Source organism: Burkholderia sp. L27(2015), from assembly GCF_009765705.1.
Lineage (GTDB): Bacteria > Pseudomonadota > Gammaproteobacteria > Burkholderiales > Burkholderiaceae > LMUX01.
Genome location: NZ_LMUX01000008.1, coordinates 164,154 through 186,930 on the forward strand (window position 1 = coordinate 164,154; position 22,777 = coordinate 186,930).

The window sequence follows — 22,777 nt, forward strand, 5'->3', positions numbered from 1 at the left end:
CGTTGCCTCAGTTCATCGATTGACAACTGCGCCGGACAACGTGGATCCCTCCGCACTGACCACGATCGGGCAGTTAATTACAATTGCGGTGCGCGTGATGGTCACTGCCCCTTCCCGCTCGGCCTCCAACACAGCCGCTTCGCTCATTAACGCATAGGGGTGCGTTGTCTTACCCCAACTAACCGTGTACAGCAACCACAGGGGACTGTATTGCTTATCTGTGCTCGCCGCTCCGACGGGATTGGGCGCTGAGGCGAACACAGCATCCTGTTCGCCGGCAGGGAATTTATAGACACGCTCAAGAACCGTCTTTAATTCCGGCGGTTTTGGATAAGAAGGTACAGCATCGCGCAACCGTGGCGTGAGCGTGATTCCCGCTCCGGATGCCATTGTTGGATCTGTGATCTCGGTAGTAATGTAATACACCTTCTCGTTGTCGTACCACGCGGCCGACAACGGCAATGTAATGCTCTTAGGTGCCCGTGAGTCCGACAACATGGATTTGCCGCCGCACGCGGCCAATCCACACACTATAAAAACCATCGACCACTTTCGATACATTTGATCATTCCCAGTGAGATGTGTCGGTAGGTAACCGAACCGTGAGCGTATTTATCGAGCGTACAACAGCCATTGCCTAGTGGGCTGTCGTGGCATCTCACGCGAGCTGGCACGCAAGCTCATGAATGAGCTGCCACAACGCATCTGCGGCCGGTGACAAAGATCGGTCCGGGCGCCGAACTGCGACGATCGAGCGCAGCAACTCCGGATGACCAAGCGGCTTTGACACCAACCCAGGATGTTGCGTCGTCGAGATGGCCAGCAAGGGCATGATCGAAATGCCCATGCCGGCGTCCAGCATACCGAGCACCGAATTGGGCTGCGCCAGTTCAAGCACAATCTCGACCTTGACCTTCTGTTCCACCAAGTGGCGACGAATCATTTCGTGGCTACCCGACGTGCTGCCCAACATCACCACCTTCTCGCCGCCCAGATCGCTCCACCGAACGTTGCGCTTTCGGGCAAGCCGATGATCGCGTTTGCAGACCAGGTACATCGGATCTTGCAGCAACGGCGAACAATGCAGATCCGGCGTGTCGTCGATACCTCCTATGATACCGATCTCCATCTCGCCAAGCCGCACCCGCCGTAATACTTCGGTCGCCGAGTCGTCACAAAGCGTTACCTGAACATGCGGCAAGCGCACTTGTGCCGCCCTTACCCAGTCCGGCATCAGCGAACTCATCACTGAGGGCACGCAGGCGAGCGTCACCCGCCCCTTGCGCTGCGCACCGATATCGCGGATCTCGTGCAAGCAAACGTCGAGCTCGGCGATCAGCCGGGTACTGGTAGCCGCCAGCATCGATCCCGCATCGGTGAGTCTGACTTGCCGTGTGGTGCGATCCAATAGTCGTACGCCCAGCGCCTCCTCCAGCTCGCGCACCGTAATGCTGGTGGCCGACTGGGATAACCCGATCGCTGTAGCCGCTCGGGTGAACCCACCCAAATCTGCCACGGCGAGAAATGCGCGGAGCTGTCGGAACGTAATATTCATACGATTTTTCAATTAAAAGATTGGATATTTCAATTTGCAATATAGGTAGCATAAACCTAATCTTTCTTCATGTTCTTCCGACAGTCAGGCGCTCCCCGCTCGCGGTGGCGTTGCCTTCTCGGCAGTACAAAAGCCCGAGCGCCGGTTCGGCAAATCGGATCCCCTACTTATTGGTTAAAACGAGATGACTTCGTCTATCGACACCTATGTCTTCGATGCGTACGGCACACTGTTCGACGTGCACTCGGCCGTTGCTCAATACGCTGCGCGCGTCGGCCCACATGCCCCTGCCCTATCGGAACTCTGGCGAGCGCGCCAAGTGGAATACTCCTGGACGTATAGCTTGATGGGGCATAAGAGCGATTTCTGGACTTTGACGCAGCTCGCGTTGGACTACGCAATGCAACGCTATGACGTGGCCGACAGTGCACTACGCGCAGACCTGCTCAACGCTTACCTGAAACTGCAAGCATTCCCCGAGGTGCCCGAGGCACTGCGCTCGCTCAAGGAAAGCGGCACGCAGGTGGTAATACTCTCCAACGGCACCGCCGAGATGGTGAATAGCGCCGTGCGCTCCGCCGGTCTCACCGACCTGATCGATCAGGTCATCTCAGTAGACGAGGCCGGCATCTTCAAAACGCATCCGCGCGCGTATGAACTCGTCACTCGTCACTTCAACGTGCCCGCGCATCGCGTCAGCTTCCAATCGTCCAATCCGTGGGATGCCGCGGGTGCGGCGGCGTACGGGTTCCGGGTCGTGTGGGTTAACCGCAAAGGCTGGCCGGCCGAATACCCTCTTACCGGCGAACGCCGCGAGGTCACCTCGCTTGCCGGTCTTTCCGAGATCTGGCTGGAAGCCGAGACTTAAGCCGCATTCTGTAGCGCCGTTTTATCCAACCACAAAATAAAGGAGTCGAACATGTGTGAATGTCCGCTTTGCAACTGGGAAACGTCCACCAAAATCCGCCCTGGAGACGTCAAATTCCTGGTCAATCCCGAAGCGCCAAACGGCGTCCAGTCGGCAAATCTGATTGGACAGGTCAAGAAACCAGGGTTCTACGTTGCGCGATTCAAGCTGCCGCCTTTCGAGCAACAGCCCGCGCATACTCACCCAGACGACAGGACTTATACGGTGATCTCCGGAATGATGTACTCGGGCGTGGGGGATAAATTCAATCCGGAAAAGCTGATCGAACTCCCCCCCGGCAGTTTCTACAATATGCCCAAGGACATGCCTCATTTCTCCTGGACTCAGAAAGGTGAAGTGATCATGCAGGTAACCGGGACCGGTCCGAGCGGCTTCGTGTATTGCGACCCCGCAGACGACCCGCGAAACAAAAGCTGAGGCAGACCGCGATCCTCGTCCGGGGTGGAGCATTTCGTATCGCTATCAAATCAAGACCAACAGTTTGCACGCGTGGGCGATGAGCTTGCGACGATGAGAACGTGGAGACAGCATGAACAAGATTCAAACGATCTTTAGACACTCCGGCGAGGCTATTACCGATTCGACGCTGAGCGCCATCAGTCTGCCCGCACGGGCGCGCGTCACGTTCTTGCTGTCCACCATCTATGCGCTCATGTATCTAGACCGCGTCAATTTGTCGGCGGCTGCCAACGCCGTCAAAACGGAGTTCGGGCTCTCGAATTCGCAGCTTGGCGTGGCTTTTACTGGTTTTTCCTGGACTTATCTGGCCACCGTGCTGTTCGGCGGTTGGGCCGCGCGACGTTACGGCCCACGCGTGGTGCTGCCGTGCTGCGCAGTACTGCTGGGCGTATCCACGATCGGCACCGCTTTCGCCGCGGGCGCCGTGAGCTTGTTCCTGATTCGTATGCTGGTGGGCGCCGGTGAAGGTCCGGCGTTTCCTGCAGCCACGCAAGCCATGCGCAATTGGTACCCGGCCGAGAAATTCGGCTATATCCAGGGGATTACCCATAGCGCGTCGCGCCTGGGTGCCGCTATCGCACCGCCGCTGGTCGCGTGGCTGATCGTGGCAACGAATTGGCGCATCTCGTTTGTGATCTGCGGGAGCGCAGTCCTGGTCTGGGGGGCATTTTGGTGGTTTCAGTTTCGCGACGATCCGCGCGAACACGCGAGCGTCGAGCGCGCGGCGCTGGCCGGCGTGGAACCGGTCGCACCCACTGCAAAAACCCCTGTCCCGCTTTGGGCGCTGACCACTCGCATGTTGCCGGTTACTTTAGTGATGTTCGCCTATGGGTGGGCTTACTGGATTTTTGTCTCCTGGCTGCCGCTGTACTTTATCAATCACCATCACGTCGAACTGAAAGCGTCGGCCTTTCTGACCAGCGTACCGTTGGTAGCCGGCATGTTCGGCAATACCGCAGGCGGCATGCTCTCCGACTGGCTACTGCGGCGTACTGGTAACCACCGTATCGCGCGCTGCAGTGTGGTGGCGGGCTCACTTGCCGGTTGCGCATTGGCGTTGATACCCGTGGCCTTGACGCCCAACCTGGCGGTTGCGCTGCCCTGCCTGGCACTGGCGATGTTCTTCCTGGAGCTAACCATCGCGCCTATGTATGCCATTCCCATGGATATGTCGAGGGAGTTCGCCGGTATGGGCAGCGCGTTCATCATCATGGGCGTCGCGCTCGCCGGTATCACCTCGCCGTGGGTCTTTGGGTGGCTGATAGACCTGACTGGGAACTGGAACGTGCCGTTTGCGACCGCGATTGGCGTACTGCTGCTTGGGGCCGGCGGTGTGCTTTTGATAAGGCCCGATCGCCCTTTTCTGCCGCCGGCATAGCGCGTGTTGACTGAAATTACTGCTGCTCGCGCGGCAGTAGCGACACGGCGACGTTGACGCACCATGCCCATCTGTAGGGAGTTAAGGTGAGCGTTCGCCGCTCGATCATCCAAACTAAAATCGACAGCAGGTCGCGATATGCCTCGATCCGCATCACCAGTACTTGAAAGCGATCGCCTGCTTTCGTGCCCGGCTCCGGCTCGTTGTCAAAATACGCTGACGCTTGGCGAAGAGCCGCACTGTACTGAGCTTCAGTTCGAATCGGTTTCAGTTCCATATCGCCACTCCATTTCGGGCCATCTCGACGTCGGGTCGCTACCCATCTTGCGCTAGGGGCGTCGCGATAGCACAACGCATAAGCATCGCTCCCCTAAAAAGGCACCGCAACCTCCCATCGTCCAGCCAACCCCCACAAGCCTTCCCATCGTTCTCCCAACCACTATTCCCATTTCCTGAAAGACAGTCTTCCACCTTTTGGCCTCTGCCAATCGGAGCCCCTCTCCTAAACTCTGTCCCGTCGCGGAACAAGAGCGTCACCGAATGCGTTGTCGTTCCCAAGCTCTTGCGCGCAATCGCACTAGCACGATGCGCATTTACATCGAGTGCAACTACTCGCGACATATAAAGGAGATTCAGTCAGATGAAAAAAGTACTATTGGTGTCTGCTATAGCCAGCCTGTTCTGCGCGACCGCACACGCGCAAAGCAGCGTGACGCTATACGGCATCATCGACGAAGGCGTGCAATTCAACAGCAACGCCAAGAACATTGTCGGTACAACCAACGTTGGTGGCCGCCAAGTCGCCCTCGATTCGGCCAGCGGTCTAAACGGTAGTCGCTGGGGCCTGCGAGGCGCCGAAGATCTAGGCGACGGTTTGAAGGCCATCTTCACCCTCGAGTCAGGCGTCAACCTGAACACCGGCGCATTCGGCCAAGGCACCACACCATTCGGTCGTCAAGCATTCGTCGGTTTGAGCAGCACGAAATACGGTACGGTTACCCTGGGTCGCCAATACGATTCCGTCGTAACCTACGTCCAACCGGTAACAACAATCGCCTATGTCGCCGGCACCAGCCTGTTCGCGCACCCGGGTGACTTGGATAACACCGACAACAGCCTGCGCACCAATAACACCATCAAGTACGCAAGCCCGAGTTTCAGCGGGTTGACCTTCGGTGCTGAAGTCAGCTTGGGCGGCCAAGCAGGTAACGTGACCGGCGGCGGCGGATACTCCGCAGGCGCAGCGTACGCGAACGGCCCAATCACCTTGGGTGCTGCATACAACTACTTCAAGAACCCGACGGGCACAGCCGGCAGCACGGGCTTGTTCACGGATAACGTGAACGGCACAAGTTCGCTGAGCGGCACGCTGAACAGCGCTTACCAATCCGCTAGTTCTTACCAAGTTGCAGCAGCTGGCGGTACGTACGCAATCGGACCCGCCGTCTTCGGCCTATCGTATTCGAACACCAAGTACCAGAGCATCGTTACGATGAACGGCGCGACCGCTACGTTCAACGACGTGGAAGCAGGCTTGAAGTGGAATTTCACGCCGACGTTCTACACGGGCGTGGCGTACAACTACACGAAGGGCGACAGCCTGACCAATGCGGCCGGTGTCAGAGTGGGTAACCAGCACTATAACCAACTCGGTCTGGTTGCCGACTACGCACTGTCCAAGCGCACCGAACTATATGCTATTGGCACGTTGCAAAAGGCAGCCGGTACCAGCTCGACGGGTGCGGCTGCAGTGGCCAACATCGGCAGCTTGGGCGATTCATCTAACGACCGTCAGGCTGTGGTCCGCCTGGGTATTCGTCACAAATTCTAAGTGGACTTTTTAGGATCTAGAGATATGTAAATTTGGCGAAGTACGCTTTATCTTCATTTAATACTGCTAATTAACCCCAGGCTTCTCCGGGCTTGGGGTCTTTTTTCCTGCACGGCGCACAGCTTCAAAACCCCTACCCCCCCTACCCTGTGCAATCGCGGCAGTTGGCACAAAACACCCCCACTTTGGCGCAATTCGCCCCCGTCTTTCACCCAGCTTCGCGCAAGCTCATCCGATAATTCTCTAGCCCGTAAAAGTGGACTTCAATCATCGAAGCCCCAACCACGCCGCATGGCAACGATCCCGAAACCTTAAGAAAGCGACAAGGACCGTTCAATCAATAACGATCGCTCATATCACCCATGGAAATCCTACTGCTTGTGCTTGCTGTTGGTTTAATCCTGCTGGGGGCATTCACGACATACATCATCGCGTCCGAGATCCCACAAAAAATTCTCGAGCATATGCAGCGCAACGGCCGCTATACAGGACTCGGCGAACAATCCTCCAACATGGAGTCTGCTCGCCGTACTGAGCTGCCCACACGGATGCGCACGCAGCCCTCCCCCCTCACGCATAGTATTCGTCGGGTAAAAGCATATCTTCGAAGAACGCCCCGAACTCGCCCTTAGGATCACGGATATGAATTTCCAGAATCCAACGCATGGCAGCGGGGCTTGCATCGAAATCAGCAAGCGAACCCGTATGAATCGCCGCATGCGGGAAATCAGAGACCCTGTGCCCCGGAAGATCGAAGTTCAGATGCCAGCCCATTTCGCGAGCCGCCTTATCGGCGAACTCATATAGCTTCTTGCCGCTCAGCTTCTGCGTATTCCAAACAGACCGAACTTCATGAAACAGCCGTTCCGCATCCCGAGCGCACCGTGCATATTCGGCATGTTCACCCACAATAAAAGACGCCCCGCCGTCCCCTTCCCACGCATCCACGCGCGGAGCGATATCCAGGAAGAAAATATCGTTTTCCTTGAGAACAACCCCCGGCACCGACGCTTGCTTCATCGGTTTAATCGTATTGATACCGAACCGGACACGGGTCGGGTGCCAGCTCAGTGCCAGCCCGGCATCAGTCATTGTTTGACGCGCCAAAGCCACGGCGTCTTCCTCTACCATCCCGGGCTTGATAAGCGCTGAGATGTCCCTTATAGCCTGACGCGTTTTCTGGCGTGCGAGCAACATACCGTCAACCGAGAACGCGGGACCGACTCTTTCAGCGGCCGATGTAGCAGCGTTAACCATTTTGTAATTCTCCAAATACAGCTCCGCAAAATGCCGAACTGTGACTAGGAGGAATTATGAAAACTCCCGCTCCGGAATGCTGTGCTGATGTAGTCAAGAAACCGCCACTATGGGCGCGTTTCAAGCCACACGCGACTAAGCCGGAACCGAATTCGAAAGGGGGAAGACCTTTAGCATTCGTCTTCTGCCAAACAGACGTCGTTTACGGACACCACCTCGCCCGCATACGCACGACCGACTTTGTTCCGATAACGTTAGCGGCGAACGTGATTTTTCCCGCTAACCGAAGTGAGAACACTGCAACGTATCTATGACTAAAGTCGCCATCCTCGCCTTCTCAGGCGCGCAATCTCTGGATATCGTCGGGCCGATGGACGTATTCTCGGAAGCGAACCGGTTCCTGCTTCCTGAATCCCATTACCAGCTCGAAATACTCGGAATCGAACACGGACCGCTGCGGTGCTCAAACGGCATCAGCATTACTGCAGACCGACATTACAGCGAAGTCGAAGACGCATTCGATCTGCTACTGGTAGCGGGCGGCCCTGAACTCGTCCAACAGGAATTCAGCGAAGAGCTCTACGCATGGCTGCGCCGGGCAACCGCGAAAGCCCGAAACTATGGTTCCATTTGCAGCGGCGCATTCATCCTGGCACGCGCGGGCCTGCTCGACGCAAAGACAGCGACTACGCACTGGAATTACGCCGACGCCCTCGCCTCGTTTTGCCCTACCGCCCACATCGAGGCAGACCGCTTATACATTCAGGACGGCCGCCTCTATACCTCCGCAGGGGTAACCGCGGGTATCGATCTATCCCTCTACTTGCTGACTCAGGAAAAAGGACCCGAAGTCGCATTGAACGTCGCCAAGCGGCTGGTCGTGTTCATGCAGCGAGCTGGAGGCCAGTCGCAATTCAGCCCTTACCTAACCCCTTATGCCGAGCCGCATTCTCCGGTCGCGCAGGTTCAACAATACGTGCTGGCAAACCTCACCGAGGATCTATCTGTCAAAGTTCTTGCCGGCGTTGCGAATATGAGCGTTCGCAACTTTGCGCGCATGTTCGCCCGAGACGCCAAAGTTTCGCCGGCTGAGTTCGTCGAAGGTGCCCGCATGGACGCCGCCCGTGTGAAGCTCGAGCGCACGACAACGCCCTTGAAAACCATCGCCTACGAGTGCGGATTCAACGACGCGCATCGCATGCGTAGTGTCTTCCAGCGTCGGTTTGGTGTATCTCCACAGCAATACCGTCACAGCTTCGGAACGGCGCATTTCGGCGTAGAATCCACTGTCCGAGCGGGCATGTGACGTGATCAAAACACGCCTTTGGCATATGGCATCAAGGCCCTCGCCATAGAACCCTTAGTCACTGTCCCGCTTATTGTGTAGCCAAAGTCCTACTCCTGCGACCATGTCTGATCTGACCGAGCGAAACAGTAAGGAATCGTTTTGGATAGTGGTCATCGTAGCGACAGCGTTCTTCATGGAGAATCTGGACAGCACCATCATCGCCACCGCATTGCCGCAGATGGCGCGCTCGTTCGGTGTGGGGGCCTCGTCGCTAAGCATAGGCATGTCGGCCTACATGGTAACGCTGGCGCTGTTTATCCCTGTGAGCGGCTGGATCGCTGATCGATGTGGGGCACGCGCAGTTTTCGGCGTGGCGATCGCCATTTTCACGCTGGGCTCGGCACTGTGCGGCCTGACTTCCGATGCAACGATGTTCACGATCGCCCGCGTCCTCCAGGGAATCGGCGGCGCTGCCATGGTGCCGGTTGGACGGCTGCTGGTCCTGCGCAGCACGCCCAAGCGAGATCTGATTCAGGCGCTAGCCACCGTCACCTTGCCCGGTTTGACCGCAACGGTCATCGGGCCACCGCTAGGTGGGTTCATTACGACCTTCGCCTCGTGGCGATGGATATTCCTCCTGAATCTGCCGCTGGGTCTGCTGGGCATACTATTGGTCGCGACCGTAGTGCCGTATTTCGCAGCGCAGGACTCTCGCCGGTTCGACTGGCTCGGGTTTTTCCTGAGCGGTGCATCGCTAGGCAGCCTGTTGGCCGGCGCCGAATTGTTAGGTCGAGACCCTGGCAGCGCTGCGATCGGTCTAGCCTTGTTTGCCATCAGCGTAGTGTTCGGCTATTTATTATTTCGCCACGCACGCAGACATCGCAGCCCGTTGATCGATTACTCGGTATTGCGGTTCCCGACGTTTTCCGTCACCGTCATCAGCGGCTCCATGACGCGGGTGGCCATCGGCGCGGTGCCGTTTCTGATTCCTCTATTGCTGCAGGCTAGCTTCGGCATGAGTGCATTCAAGGCCGGCGTGTTGTTCTTGGCTTTCGCTGCGGGCACGGTGGGGATCAGGGCCGTCACCACTCGCATCGTCAAACGCTTTGGTTTTCGCAGCACCATGACGGCGAACGCGATCGCTGTCTCGCTCACCCTAGCCTGTTGCGCCATCCTATCGAGTGGCTCTTCACCGATTCTGATCTTCTTCGTGCTGTTCCTCGGTGGGATGGCCCGTTCCATGCAATTCGCGTGTCTGAACTCACTGGCTTTTGCGGATATCGAACCGGGGCAGATGAGTTCGGCCAGTACGCTCTATAGCACGATACAGCAGGCAGCGATGGGCATGGGCATCGCGATGGGCGCGCTGGCGCTCCAATGGGCAGGACGCTTAAACGCAGGTATGTCGCGATATGCCGTGTCGAATTTCAGAATGGCGTTTTTGTTCATCGCCGTCATCGCCTTCGTCTCGGCCTTTGGTTACGCAAACTTGCCGCAGGGAGCCGGCGACAAGCTTCGTGTTTGAGACCAAGAGCCTCGCAAGAGACGGGCGCCTTAGGGGTTCAAGCCCGCCAGCCGGTAGCCGACTTGAAGTTCCGTGATGAAATGGCGCGGCTGGGTCGGATCATCCTCGAGCTTTTGACGCAGGTTGCCCATATAAACCCGCAGATACTGCGGTCGATTGCCATACCCGGGCCCCCAGACATCCACCAGCAACTGGCGATGCGTGATAACTTTTCCGTAACCGCGGATCAAAGCCGTCAGTAAGCGAAATTCGATCGGTGTTAAATGAACCATCGCGTCCCCACGCTTTACCTCATAGGTGGCGAGATCGACTTGAACCTCGCCGAACCGTACAACCGAAGACGCCTCCCCTCCAGTGGTCACCAGGGCCGCGCGACGCAGTTGCGCACGAACGCGGGCGATCAGCTCCGGTACGCCGAACGGTTTGGTCAGATAGTCGTCCGCACCGACATTCAACGCGGCGACCTTCTCAGATTCCCGGTCGCGAGCTGACAATACCAGCACAGGTACGGACGACCAGACCCGTAGCTCTTCAATCAATATTTTCCCATCGTCATCGGGCAAGCCCAGATCGACGATCACCAAGTCCGGCTGACGGGTGCTGGCTTCGATCCGCGCCTCGGCCGCGGTGGCGGCTACAAACACGGTCATGCCTTCGCGCTCAAGCGACAGACGCACAAAGCGGCGGATGTCCGCCTCGTCTTCAACGATCAGAATGCGCGATTTGCTCATACCGCAGTCTCCGTTTCAATCGTGGGCGCTGGGGCCAGCGGCAACGCGATTTCAAAGCTTGCGCCATGCGGCAAAAGCGGCGCTGCACAAATGGTGCCGCCGTGCGCGGCAACAATGGTGCGGCATAACGCCAGCCCAAGACCCACGCCGGTGATGGTCGATTCGCTCTCCCCGCGCGTGAATGCCTCGAACAACTGCTCGTGGTCGCGCTTGGGCAGGCCGGGCCCATTATCTTCAATAAATAGACGCATGATGCTTCCCGATGCTTGGGCACGAACCGAAATGGTCGAGCCCCGTGGCGTGTATTTAGCGGCGTTATCGAGCAGATTCACCAGCACCCTCTCGAAAGCGATCGCATCGACTTCGACCAGCGGCAGGTCAGCAGGTAATTGCGTACGCACGGTGTGATCGGCAAGCACGTTGCCAACTCTGGCAAGTGCGCTGCCGACTATTTCGTCCAACGCGTTCCACTCCTTGTTAAGCCTGACGCCTTCGCTCTGAATGCGCGCCAGATCGAGCAGGTTGGTCACCAGACGATGCAATCCCTCAGACTGCAAACGAATACCGCGTGACACCGCAACACGATCGGCGCTCGGCAGGTCAGTGGTCTCCAAGGTTTCGGCCAGACCTCGAATGGCCGTAAGCGGCGTTTTCAGATCGTGCGAGACCGACGACAGCAGCGCGTTGCGCAGCCGCTCGCCTTCCATCCGCACGAGGGTATCTTGCGCTATTTCGACAAAATGGGTGCGCTCGAGCGCCAGCGCAATCAACGAGCAGCAAGAGTCCAACAGGCGGCGGTCATCAGGCTCGAGCGTCAGGGTTCCGTCATCAGTCAGCAGAACGAGCACGCCGCGTGTACGCATCGGCGCATTCAGCGGCAGATAGAGCGCTGCCGCCCCGGCAAGCGTCTGAGTGCCGGCACCGGCAGGTTGGACGTGGTCGTACACCCACTGCGCGACAGAAAGGTCGGCGAAATCGCCGCGGTAGGTCAATACCAAGCGCTCGGCCCCGTCCGGCAAAACAAGCGCCACACGTGCCGCGAACATCGGCGCAATGGTTTGCGCGCAGATCTCGGCGATCTGGTCGATCTCGATCGCACCGGACAGGTCGCGCGCAACCCGCGCCACGGCGCTCGCGTGTTGCTCTCCAGCGGTCGCCGCTTTGGCCTTGCTGCGCAATTGCGCAGCAAGCTGGCCCGTGACCAATGCAACGATCAGGATCAGCACAAAGGTAAACAGGTATTGGGTATCGGAAACAGCGAATGAAAAGCGCGGCGGCACAAAGAAGAAATCGAAACTCGCCACGCTGAGCAACGCCGTCAGCGCACCGGCAACCCGTCCGAAACGCAACGCGACCAGGATGACCGTCAATAGGAATAGCGTAACGACATTGGCCAGATCAAAAACACGCAGCAGAAAACTGGCGATTAGCGTCGTTACCGCACACGCGAGTATGGAGAGGGCAAGTTGCCAGCCAAGCGAGCGTGCTGAACGTTGCAGCAGGCGCTCGCGCGTGGGCCGTACCGGGCGGATTTCTTTCACGATGAACTATCACTGCCGTTGAGCGTTGCGGTGTGGAGGGCCATCGCAAGCGCCCTATCCACCTCACAAAAAAGCCATCTCACAGAAAAGGCGTGATGAGCAAATCGATCAGCTTGATCCCAATAAAGGGCGCGATCACGCCGCCTACACCGTAGATTAGCAGGTTGCGCGTGAGCAGACGCTGCGCCGGCTCGGCACGATATCGAACGCCCCTGAGCGCCAGCGGTATGAGCGCCACAATGATCAACGCATTGAAGATGACGGCCGACAAGATCGCCGATGTCGGGCTGTGCAATGCCATCACATTCAGCGCGCCAAGCGCCGGGTAGGTCGCGACAAACGCCGCCGGGATGATCGCAAAATATTTGGCGAGATCGTTGGCCACGCTAAAGGTCGTCAACGCACCACGCGTCATGATCATCTGCTTGCCGACCTCGACCACGCGCAACAATTTGGTCGGGTTGCTGTCGAGATCGACCATGTTGCCCGCTTCCTTCGCCGCCTGCGTGCCGCTGTTCATCGCCACCGCGACATCGGCCTGCGCCAGCGCCGGAGCATCGTTGGTGCCATCGCCCGTCATCGCGACCAGCCGGCCTTCGGCCTGATACTCGCGTATCAGCTTCAACTTGTCTTCCGGCGTGGCCTCGGCGAGGAAATCGTCCACGCCCGCTTCGGCCGCAATGGCCGCGGCGGTCAAGCGATTGTCGCCGGTGATCATGACCGTCTTGATGCCCATGCGGCGCAGCTCCGCAAAGCGCTCCTTGATGCCGCCCTTGACGATGTCCTTGAGTTCGATCACACCCAGTACAGTTTTGCCGTCCGCGACCACCAGCGGGGTGCCGCCACGCCGCGCGATCTCATCGACATGCTGATCGACTTCCTTGGGGAACACGCCGCCGAGGCCGCGTACATGTTCCCGAATCGCGTGTGCCGCGCCTTTGCGGATCTGCCGCTCACCGATGTCCACGCCGCTCATGCGCGTATGCGCGCTAAACGGCACCGCCACGCTGTCCTGCAAGTCGCGGCCGCGCAAATTGAAACGTTGCTTGGCCAGCACCACGATGGAACGGCCCTCTGGCGTCTCATCGGCGAGTGAAGCGAGCTGTGCCGTATCGGCCATCAACTGTTCGTCGATGCCGGGAGCGGGTAGAAAGGCGCTCGCCTGACGATTGCCCAGCGTGATCGTGCCGGTCTTGTCGAGCAACAGCACATCGACATCACCTGCGGCCTCGATCGCGCGGCCCGAGGTCGCAATCACATTGGCGCGCAGCATGCGGCTCATGCCCGCGATACCGATTGCCGACAGCAACGCACCTATCGTGGTCGGTATCAGGCACACCAGCAGCGCGATCAGCACGGTCAGACTGACCAGTGTCCCGCTGCCGGTGACCGCCACGCTGAAATGCGAGAACGGCAGCAACGTTGCACACACCAGTAAAAATATCAGCGTCAACGCTACCAGCAGAATGGTCAACGCGATTTCGTTGGGTGTCTTGCCGCGCTTGGCGCCTTCGATCATCGCGATCATGCGGTCCAGAAAGGCTTCGCCAGGGTTCGCCGTAATGCGCACGATGATCCAGTCGGAAAGCACGCGGGTACCGCCGGTCACCGACGAAAAATCTCCGCCGGACTCGCGAATCACAGGTGCCGACTCGCCCGTAATCGCGGACTCGTCAACCGACGCAACGCCGTCGATCACTTCACCGTCCGCGGGAATCACGTCGCCGGCCTCGACCAGCACGATTTTCCCTGCAACCAGTTCGTCACTGGGTACCGGATACGAGGTGCTGCCGAATTTCGGCTCATTGAGCACCTTGGCATAGACACGCTTTCTGGCCGCTCGCAACGCGGCCGCTTGCGCTTTGCCGCGTCCCTCGGCCATCGCCTCGGCGGCGTTGCCGAACAGGACCGTGAACCAGAGCCACACCGACACGGCGAAGATGAAGCCCGCCGGCGCATCGCCGTGACCGCGCAGCGCCTGCAGCCATAGCAATGTGGTTACGATGCTGCCGAGGTAGACCACGAACATCACCGGGTTTTTCAACTGCGCCCGCGGTGACAACTTCTTCAGCGCTTCGCCCGCCACGGCTCGCCACTGAACCGGAATGACGACCGGCAGTGTTATTTCGGTGTCGCTAATCAACTCTTTATTTTGCGAAGTCATACTAGTCTCTCGATTACTGAGCAGCAGGTCGTTGGGCCACCAACGCGTCCAGCGCGAGGTTAAGCTGCAACACATTCACACGGGGGTCGCCCAGGACCGCCAACTGGCGCGGTGTCGACTGCTCGTCGACGAGCGTCTGCACCCGTGCTTCGGACAAGCCGCGCGCCTGCGCCACACGCTTCACCTGCTCCATCGCATTGGCCAGCGAGATGTCGGGATCCAGGCCGGACGCCGAAGCTGTCACGGCGTCCACCGGCACCAACGCAGTCGGGCTCAGGTGATTCTCGTTGCGATAGGCCAGCGCGCGCGCGGTGACCTCGGCTATCAATTTCTTGTTGGTCGGGCCGTAGTTACTGCCGGCACTGAGTGCCGCGTTGTACGGCTGCGCGACTGTCTGGCTCGCGTTGGCCGGATCAGTACCTTGAGTCTCACTCGGACGCGGATGAAAATAATCCGGCTTGGTGAAATTCTGGCCGATCACGGCCGACCCCACTGTCGTGCCCTCGCGTACGATCAGGCTGCCATGCGCCTGCGTTGGAAATAGCACTTGTGCCACCCCGGTAGTCGCCATCGGATATCCGAGGCCGGTTACCAGCATGAACAGAATGGCCGAGACAACTGCCGGGCGTGTCAGGCCCTGGAATACCTTCGCGCCAGGCGCCGTCGGTTGATTTACTGCTGTCATGACAAACTCCTTAGAACACATGGCCGCTGGCCATCAGCAATTGTTCGACGATGGGGCCCAGCGCGAGCGCCGGGAAGAAGGTCAGGCCGCCCACCAGCAACACCACGAAGACCAGCAGACCGGTAAAGAGCGGCGTAGCGGTGGGTAGCGTTCCCGGACCCTCCGGCACACTCTTCTTCGCAGCCAGCACACCGGCTACGGCGAGCATCGGCAGCAGAGTGAAGAACCGGCCGAACAACATCGCCAGACCGATGGTGGTGTTGAAGAATGGCGTGTTGGTGCTCAGCCCTCCGAATGCCGATCCGTTATTAGCGGTGGCGGAGGTGTAGGCGTACAGCACTTCGCTGAACCCATGTGGGCCGGAATTGTTGAGCGCGTCGGACGTCCCTGGCCAACAGATCGCGAGCGCCGTGAAAGCCAGGATACAAAGCGGGTGAGCCAGCACCGCCAGCATCACGAACTTCATTTCGCGCGCTTCGATCTTCTTACCGAGAAACTCCGGGGTACGCCCTATCATCATGCCCACCAGGAACACCGTCAGGATCGCGAATGTCACCAGGTTGATGAAACCGACGCCATCACCGCCGAACACGTCGTTCAGCATCATTTCCGACAGCGGCACAAGACCACCGAGCGGCATCAACGAATCGTGCATCGCATTGACCGAGCCGGTCGTGGCTGCCGTGGTAATGGCGACAAACAGGCTGGTTTGGCCGATACCGAAGCGCAGTTCCTTGCCTTCCATATTGCCGCCCGCTTGCAGCGCGCTTTGCTGCTGATCAACCCCGAGAGGCGTCATCAGTGGATTACCGTGTTGCTCGGCGGTATAGACAAGGGCGAGGAAACCCACCAGCATCACCATGAAAACGGCGAAGAAACACCAGCCTTGGCGACGTCGCGCCAGCATGCTGCCAAATGCATAGGTCAGCGCGCCGGGGATCAGCAACATGCTCAGCATGTGCAAGGTGTTGGTCAGCGGTGTCGGGTTCTCGAAGGGATGAGCGGCGTTCATACCGAAAAAGCCGCCACCATCGGTGCCGATATGCTTGATCGACTCCAAGCTCGCCACAGGGCCCATTAAGATATGCTGCTTCAGCCCTTCGAGCGTCGTGGCAACCGTTTCACTGGTGAACGTTTGCGGCATGCCCTGCCACACAAATACCAGTGCGAGGAAAAAGCATACGGGCAACAGCACGCGATAGATGATGCGTGTGAAGTCGACCCAGTAGTTGCCGATATCGAGCGCATTCTTGCGGCTCAATCCGCGGATAAAGCCCGCGCACGCGGCTATGCCGGTGGCGGCACTGACCACCATCAAAAACGTGATCGCCGCCATCTGCGAGAAGTTGGAAAGACTCGATTCGCCTGAGTACGACTGCCAGTTGGTGTTGGTGACAAACGAGGCGGCCGTGTTGAATGCGAGGTCCGGAGTCTGCGCGGCACGTTGCAAGGAATCGAAAGGCAACCACCCCTGTATGCGCAGCAGCATATAGCCGAGCAGCATCATGGCGGCGTTGCTAAGCAGCAAGGCCATGCCATAGCGCTGCCATGACATTTTTTCCGCCGGGTTCACGCCCAGCGCGGCATAGGTCCAGCGTTCCGGAGCGCCGTGATACGCGCCGGTCAGTACCCGTGTCAGCCATTTCCCCATGACGACAGCGAGGCCCGTTAAAACGAGGAGTATGAGTACAAATTGAGCAATATCGTTGACCATGTTGACGCCTTTCAGATCTTGCCCAGCGCAACGACAAATGCGGCCGAGATAGTGAAGAAAACGAGTCCCACGACCAGGAAGGTCAGATCGTTCATTAGAATTACCCGTGGTTGTTTTGAGTGGTATGCGGCGATGCGGACGATCAGAATCGTTCCGGCTTAACCAGCGCAAAAAGCAAATAGGCGAACAGCGCAGCGGCGCACAAACTGGCGAGCCAGATCATGGCGTGCCCCTCGGAGCCTGTTGCGCACGCGCAATCACAAACGGTCCAGAGCGGGATTTACAGGGTGCGATCGAGAGATTCAAATTCGATGGCGGGTGCATGGTCAAACTCCTCTTTGAGAATGACCCGCAGTCTACGAAAATCGATATCAAGAGGGCGGTGAGTTCTGCCTCTCAACGTTAAGATCGCGTAAAGAACCCCTTTATCGGGGTCGAGCTGCTGCCGCAGGCTCGGGAAACCCATATAGCGCAGCGGGTGCTGTACACAGCACGATGTGACGAGCAGGGGGATCGGGTATCCACGTGTTCAATTGCGCTCGGGTCTTCTCATAGGTGATCTCGTCTTCGAATAGCGTGTGCGGCCAGTCGCTACCCCACACCAGGCGTTCGAACCCGAACGATTGCTGCAGCAACGCTGTTGCTGCTTGGGCAAGGCTGTCACCGTTGCTGTTGGGGCTGCGACTATCGAAGTTACCGAAGTTACCGAGATTACGATAGCCGCCCGAAAGCTTGACCCACACACGGCCGCTACCGCCCAGACTCAACAGGTAGCGAAAACCGGGATCGTCAACGCCCAGCGCAGGGTCGGGGCGGCCGAAGTGGTCGACCACGACCTTCACACCCGCTTCGAGCAAAGCGGGGATAATCCGCGGCAAGTCCGCAGCCTGCCGGTGGACCTCAACCTGCCAGCCGCGTTGCGCCACCGCTTCGATCAACTTGCGCCACCCTGCCTCGCGCAAATCGCATAGTTCTCGCCCGATCCAGTTCAGACGTATCCCCACCACGCCGGCGGCGCCCAACGCATCCAGTGCCGCCGCGTCGATGCCGGGCTCGACCACGGCGATGCCGCGCAAGCGCTGCGGATGAGCACGCAAAGCCGCGCACATATAACGGTTATCGGTGCCGAGAAAACTCGGCTGCACCAGGACGCCGCGCGCTATGCCATTGGCGTCGAGCCGAGCCAGATATTGTTCAACGCGGGCATCGTGGACGGGCGTGTAGCGTCGATCGCCGGCCAGCGACTGGGTAGTTTCGAATATATGGGCGTGGCTATCTACCGACTCCATGGTTTCCTCTCGGGTTGCTGGAACGTGGACTGCGCATGCCGCGCTACCAGTGCGGCGGCATGCCCCGCTGCGGCGTGTTATTGACGCGCTATTGCTTGGAGAACCGCCACAGGAATGCCGTGAGTCCGGCCGAAATCAGAAAGGCAATCGCCATGGCCCAAATACCGGCGGCGAAAGTGCCGTAGATGTCCTTGAGCTGGCCGACCATCACAGTGCCAACGAATCCACCTAGCGTACCGATCGAGTTGATCAACGCGAGGCCGCCGGCCGCCGCCCTCCCCGCCAAAAAGCTCGTGGGTATGGTCCAGAAGATGGCTCGCGCGGCGAACACGGCCAACACCGCCAGGCTGATGCCGGTCAGCTTCACGACGATGCCCAGCGTAGCTGTCGAAAGCGCCAGACCCACCGCGCCAAGCAGGCAGGTCAGCATCAAGTGCAGGATGCGATTGCCGGTCTTGTCGACTCGCTGTGCCCAAACAAAAGTGCCGATGGCAGCGAATACATACGGTATCGCCGACAACATGCCGATCTTTATGTAGCTGTAGCCGAATTCCTTCAGGATCAACGGCAGCCAGATACCGACGCCATACGTGCTGATCACGAAACCGAACTGGATCGCGCCCAGCAGATAGATGCGTACATCCTTGAGCGCCGCAAAAGACGACGACATATGACTTTCCTGCGACTCGGCCCGCAGCGTCTCGATCAGCGCGGTTTTTTCCGGTTGCGTGAGCCACTGTGCGTCTTCGGGTCGATCGCGCAGGCAATAGAAAATCGCAACACCGACCAGCGCAGCGGGCACCCCTTGGGCGATAAACATCCATTGCCATCCCTGCAGACCCAACACACCGTCGAGCTTGAACAAGAACCCCGACATCGGCCCACCGATGACCGAAGACAACGGTGCGCCAAGCATGAATATAGCGAGCACGCGCGCCCGGTATTCGGCGGGAAACCAACAAGCAAGCAGGTAAGTCACGCCAGGAAAAAATCCCGCTTCCGCCACGCCCAGCAGAAAACGTAGCGCGTAGAAACCGTGAGGGCCAGTGGCCAATCCCGTGGCCGCAGTGGCGAGGCCCCAGGTCACCATAATGCGGCCGAGCCAGCGCCGAGCGCCAAAGCGGTACAAAGCAAGATTGCTCGGCACCTCGAACAGGCAGTAACCGACGAACAGCAAACCGGCTCCCCAACCGAATTGCCCGGACGTCATGTGGAGGTCCTTGATCATCGTCAAGGCGGCAAAGCCCGCGTTGTTCTTGTCGATGTAGCTGAAGATCAGCGCAGCGATCAGCAGAGGCATCATGCGCCAGATGTTCTTCTTCAGCGCGCTCTGACGTAGTTTCAATTGCTCATCGACCCAAACCCGGTCCGATGGCGAAGCAGCAACGGTGCTCGACATTTTCGGCGTGTCTCCTTGTTGTTAGCGATGGGCTCGACGGCCCATTTACGCTTGTGACGGATGATGCGGGCAATAAGCCGTCTTACTTCTCAGGCACCTTTCCGCGCATCTCGACGCTGCGCAGGAAATCGAAGTCGACGCCTTTGTCAGCCTGAGTCACGGTTTCCAGGAACAGCTTGCGATAGCCGCGCTCAGCACTCGGCACGACAACCGGGTTGCTTGCCGCGCGCCGTTCGAGTTCTTCGTCGGATACCAACAAAGCGATCTCCCGAGCACGCACACTCAGGCGAATGCGGTCGCCGGTCTGCACGTGCGCCAGTGGGCCGCCGATCGCCGACTCGGGCGTGACATGCAGAACGATGGTGCCGAAAGCCGTGCCGCTCATGCGTCCATCTGAGATCCGCACGATGTCCTTCACACCTGCGCGTGCCAATTTCTTCGGAATCGGGATGTAACCCGCTTCCGGCATGCCCGGTGCGCCCTTGGGACCGATGTTCTTCAATACAAGGATGTCGTCAGCCGTTACGTCGAGGTCGTCGGTGTCGATACGATTGGCCATATCCGCGGCGTTCTCGAAGACGACGGCACGCCCCTCGTGCTCCATCAGTCGCGCATCGGCAGCAGATTGCTTGATGATCGCCCCACCCGGCGCAAGATTGCCGCGCAACACTGCGATGCCGCCCTGCGGGTAGATCGGGTTGGCCGCAGTGCGTACGACATCCTGTGCAAAGCCTGGGCCCGAGCGCTCGATCTCTTCGCCGAGCGTGCGGCCGGTTACCGTGAGCGCCTCCAGGCGCAGAAGCGGCTTGAGTTCACGCAACAGCGTGGCCATGCCGCCCGCATGATGGAAATCCTCCATGTAATGCTGGCCCGATGGCTTGAGATCCAGCAGCACCGGCGTTTCACGGCCCATGCGATCGAGTGCGTCGAGATCGATATCGAAGCCCAGTCGCCCGGCCACCGCTGTCAAATGCACAATCCCGTTGGTGGACCCACCGATCGCCAGCAATACGCGCAAGCCGTTTTCAAACGACGCTTTCGTGAGCACCTTGTCTATCGTCAACCCGTCGCGGGCCATCTGCACAGCCTGCATGCCCGTTTCTTCAGCGATCCGCATGCGATCGGCGGTCACTGCCGGCGGCGAGGCGCCGCCCGGAACCGTCATGCCCATGGCCTCCGCAATGCAGGCCATCGTGCTGGCGGTGCCCATCACGGAGCAGGTGCCTACGCTGGCGACAAGCTGATTATTGACGTCGGCGATTTCCTGCTCGTCGATCTCGTCCGCGCGGAAACGTCCCCAGTAGCGCCGACAGTCCGTGCACGCGCCAACCCGTTCACCGCGATGCGAGCCCGTCAGCATCGAGCCGGTGATGAGCTGGATCGCAGGTATGCCCGCGGACGCCGCACCCATCAATTGCGCCGGCACCGTCTTGTCGCAGCCGCCGATCAGCACCACGGCATCCATCGGCTGCGCCCGGATCATTTCCTCGGTGTCGATGGACATCAGGTTGCGCAAGTACATACTGGTCGGCTGCGAAAAGCTTTCGTGGACCGAAATCGTCGGAAAGTCCATGGGCAAGCCGCCCGCCATCAGGATGCCGCGCTTGAGTGCCTCGATGAGTTGAGGCGCGTTGCCATGACACGGGTTATACGCGCTGCCCGTGTTGGCAATGCCGATCACCGGGCGATCCAGCGCCTGATCCGTGTAGCCCGCGCCCTTGATGAAAGCCTTGCGCAGAAACAACGAAAATCCAGCGTCGCCATAGTTGGTCAATCCGGCTCGGATCCCCGAGGTTGGCTCTGCGGGTTGGGTCGGATTGGCTACGCTTGCGCCGGCCTTGGATTCGGGAATCTTTTTCATAATGTGGGTCCAGCAGAAATTGAAAGGATGAACGCTGCCCGCTTAACTGCCAGCTTAACTGCCCACTTAATGCGGGCAACGCTGAATCGGCTCGATGCGCGATGCGCGATTACACTGCGCAGTCCAACGCTTCACGCCAGCCGCTGGATCAACGCGGTGGTGAAACTATCGGTTGTCGCATCGCCACCGAGATCGCGCGTTCGCACGTTGTCGTCGTTGAGGGTTTGCCGGATTCCGGTGCTCAAGCGCTCGGCCAGATCGTCACGACCCACATGCGCCAGCATCAAGCCCGCCGCCAGCATCTGCGACACCGGATTCGCAATCCCTTTGCCGGCGATGTCGGGCGCCGAGCCATGCACCGCTTCGAAGATTGCCGCATCGGCGCCGATATTGGAGCCTGGCGCCATGCCCAAACCGCCGACCAGACCCGCCAACTCGTCGGAAAGAATGTCGCCGAACAAGTTGGTGCACAAGAGCATGTCGAACTGCCAGGGATTGAGCACGAGTTGCATCGCGCACGCGTCGACGATACGGTCATCCACGGCAACCCGGCCTTCGTACTCGGCCGCGACCTGCAGCGCAGTCTCCAGGAAAATTCCGGTCAGCGCCTTGAGGATATTGGCCTTGTGCACGATGGTGATCTTCTTGCGGCCATGCTTGACGGCGTACTCGAAGGCGAAGCGGGCGATGCGACGGCATCCTTCCCGCGTGTTCATGCCTTGCGAAATCGCGACTGCGTGCGGGTCGTCGCCGATCGGGATGAAATGTTCGTAGGCGACATACAGCCCTTCGATGTTTTCGCGCACCAGCACGATATCGATATCTTCATATCGGCCCGGCACGATGGTGCTGGCCGGACGCACATTGGCATAGAGCTTGAACTCTTCGCGCAGGCGCACGTTCACCGAGCGGTAGCCCCCGCCACTGGGCGTGGTCAGAGGGCCTTTGAGCGCCAGACTATTCTTGCGGATGCTGGCGAGCGTCGCGGCGGGCAACGGGTCGCCGCTTTGTTCGATGGCGGCCATACCCGCTTGATGAACTTCCCATACAAACGGTGCGCCCAATGCCTCGAGTACACGTACGGTTGCCGCTGTCACTTCTGGGCCGATACCATCCCCAGGAATCAAGGTCGCCGGTATCGTGCTGCGTTTGTCTTTACTCATTTAGGAATC

The 22,777-nt window shown here is 59.1% G+C and carries 20 protein-coding genes; 6 read left to right on the plus strand and 14 right to left on the minus strand.

From position 1 onward, the window contains the following. Positions 1-12: 12 nt before the first annotated feature. The gene (locus GSQ77_RS03780; protein WP_158899202.1) at positions 13-561 is read right to left on the minus strand and encodes a hypothetical protein; all 549 of its coding nucleotides are present in this window, start codon (positions 559-561) and stop codon (positions 13-15) included. 97 nt (positions 562-658) lie between these two features. Beyond that, the gene (locus tag GSQ77_RS03785; protein WP_158899204.1) at positions 659-1,555 is read right to left on the minus strand and encodes a LysR family transcriptional regulator; all 897 of its coding nucleotides are present in this window, start codon (positions 1,553-1,555) and stop codon (positions 659-661) included. Positions 1,556-1,739: 184 nt separating this feature from the next. Between GSQ77_RS03785 and GSQ77_RS03790 the strand changes: the two genes are divergently transcribed. The 3 genes from GSQ77_RS03790 to GSQ77_RS03800 all read left to right on the plus strand — a co-directional run bounded on the left by GSQ77_RS03790 (position 1,740) and on the right by GSQ77_RS03800 (position 4,320). Then, positions 1,740-2,423 (plus strand): haloacid dehalogenase type II, encoded by a 684-nt coding sequence (locus GSQ77_RS03790; protein WP_158899206.1) that lies wholly within the window; start codon positions 1,740-1,742, stop codon positions 2,421-2,423. A 51-nt stretch (positions 2,424-2,474) separates the two neighbouring features. Beyond that, on the plus strand, positions 2,475-2,900 hold the full coding sequence (locus GSQ77_RS03795; RefSeq protein WP_158899208.1) for a cupin domain-containing protein: 426 nt from the start codon (positions 2,475-2,477) through the stop codon (positions 2,898-2,900). Positions 2,901-3,012: 112 nt separating this feature from the next. Next, entirely contained in the window at positions 3,013-4,320 is a 1,308-nt protein-coding gene (locus GSQ77_RS03800; protein ID WP_158899210.1) for an MFS transporter, read from the plus strand. A 16-nt stretch (positions 4,321-4,336) separates the two neighbouring features. On the opposite strand, the gene GSQ77_RS03805 is transcribed toward GSQ77_RS03800, so the two are convergent. Further along, complete coding sequence (locus GSQ77_RS03805) at positions 4,337-4,597, minus strand: hypothetical protein (protein ID WP_158899212.1); 261 nt, start codon at positions 4,595-4,597, stop codon at positions 4,337-4,339. 363 nt (positions 4,598-4,960) lie between these two features. Here GSQ77_RS03805 and GSQ77_RS03810 point away from each other — a divergent pair, with 363 nt between their 5' ends. Further along, a complete protein-coding gene (locus GSQ77_RS03810; RefSeq protein ID WP_158899214.1) occupies positions 4,961-6,151 on the plus strand; it encodes a porin in 1,191 nt (396 codons plus the stop codon). A gap of 570 nt (positions 6,152-6,721) precedes the next feature. Here GSQ77_RS03810 and GSQ77_RS03815 read toward each other — a convergent pair. Further along, entirely contained in the window at positions 6,722-7,408 is a 687-nt protein-coding gene (locus GSQ77_RS03815; protein WP_158899216.1) for a M24 family metallopeptidase, read from the minus strand. Positions 7,409-7,718: 310 nt separating this feature from the next. Here GSQ77_RS03815 and GSQ77_RS03820 point away from each other — a divergent pair, with 310 nt between their 5' ends. Both GSQ77_RS03820 and GSQ77_RS03825 read left to right on the plus strand, forming a co-directional pair. Further along, positions 7,719-8,714: a GlxA family transcriptional regulator gene (locus GSQ77_RS03820; RefSeq protein ID WP_158899218.1), complete on the plus strand. Its 996-nt coding sequence runs from the start codon at positions 7,719-7,721 to the stop codon at positions 8,712-8,714. A gap of 103 nt (positions 8,715-8,817) precedes the next feature. Beyond that, positions 8,818-10,221 (plus strand): MFS transporter, encoded by a 1,404-nt coding sequence (locus tag GSQ77_RS03825; protein ID WP_158899220.1) that lies wholly within the window; start codon positions 8,818-8,820, stop codon positions 10,219-10,221. Positions 10,222-10,250: 29 nt separating this feature from the next. On the opposite strand, the gene GSQ77_RS03830 is transcribed toward GSQ77_RS03825, so the two are convergent. The 10 genes from GSQ77_RS03830 to GSQ77_RS03875 all read right to left on the minus strand — a co-directional run bounded on the left by GSQ77_RS03830 (position 10,251) and on the right by GSQ77_RS03875 (position 22,768). Then, a complete protein-coding gene (locus GSQ77_RS03830; protein ID WP_158899222.1) occupies positions 10,251-10,952 on the minus strand; it encodes a response regulator in 702 nt (233 codons plus the stop codon). Continuing rightward, on the minus strand, positions 10,949-12,493 hold the full coding sequence (locus GSQ77_RS03835) for a DUF4118 domain-containing protein (RefSeq protein WP_254067425.1): 1,545 nt from the start codon (positions 12,491-12,493) through the stop codon (positions 10,949-10,951). Before GSQ77_RS03835 ends, GSQ77_RS03830 begins: the two co-directional genes overlap by 4 nt. 79 nt (positions 12,494-12,572) lie before the next feature. Further along, positions 12,573-14,657 carry a potassium-transporting ATPase subunit KdpB gene (gene kdpB, locus GSQ77_RS03840; RefSeq protein ID WP_158899224.1) on the minus strand — a complete coding sequence of 695 codons (2,085 nt, stop codon included), beginning with the start codon at positions 14,655-14,657 and terminating at the stop codon, positions 12,573-12,575. A gap of 13 nt (positions 14,658-14,670) precedes the next feature. Beyond that, positions 14,671-15,342: a potassium-transporting ATPase subunit KdpC gene (gene kdpC / locus GSQ77_RS03845; protein ID WP_158899226.1), complete on the minus strand. Its 672-nt coding sequence runs from the start codon at positions 15,340-15,342 to the stop codon at positions 14,671-14,673. 10 nt (positions 15,343-15,352) lie between these two features. Further along, positions 15,353-17,056, minus strand: a complete 1,704-nt coding sequence (gene kdpA / locus GSQ77_RS03850) for a potassium-transporting ATPase subunit KdpA (protein WP_158899228.1) — start codon at positions 17,054-17,056, stop codon at positions 15,353-15,355. Between the two features lie 142 nt (positions 17,057-17,198). Further along, on the minus strand, positions 17,199-17,279 hold the full coding sequence (gene kdpF, locus GSQ77_RS29890) for a K(+)-transporting ATPase subunit F (protein WP_158899552.1): 81 nt from the start codon (positions 17,277-17,279) through the stop codon (positions 17,199-17,201). A 202-nt stretch (positions 17,280-17,481) separates the two neighbouring features. Then, on the minus strand, positions 17,482-18,345 hold the full coding sequence (locus GSQ77_RS03860) for an amidohydrolase (RefSeq protein WP_158899230.1): 864 nt from the start codon (positions 18,343-18,345) through the stop codon (positions 17,482-17,484). A gap of 88 nt (positions 18,346-18,433) precedes the next feature. After that, on the minus strand, positions 18,434-19,744 hold the full coding sequence (locus GSQ77_RS03865) for an MFS transporter (protein WP_158899232.1): 1,311 nt from the start codon (positions 19,742-19,744) through the stop codon (positions 18,434-18,436). A gap of 82 nt (positions 19,745-19,826) precedes the next feature. Further along, entirely contained in the window at positions 19,827-21,605 is a 1,779-nt protein-coding gene (locus tag GSQ77_RS03870; protein ID WP_158899234.1) for an IlvD/Edd family dehydratase, read from the minus strand. A 131-nt stretch (positions 21,606-21,736) separates the two neighbouring features. After that, positions 21,737-22,768, minus strand: a complete 1,032-nt coding sequence (locus GSQ77_RS03875) for an isocitrate/isopropylmalate dehydrogenase family protein (protein ID WP_158899236.1) — start codon at positions 22,766-22,768, stop codon at positions 21,737-21,739. Between the last annotated feature and the right edge of the window lie 9 nt (positions 22,769-22,777).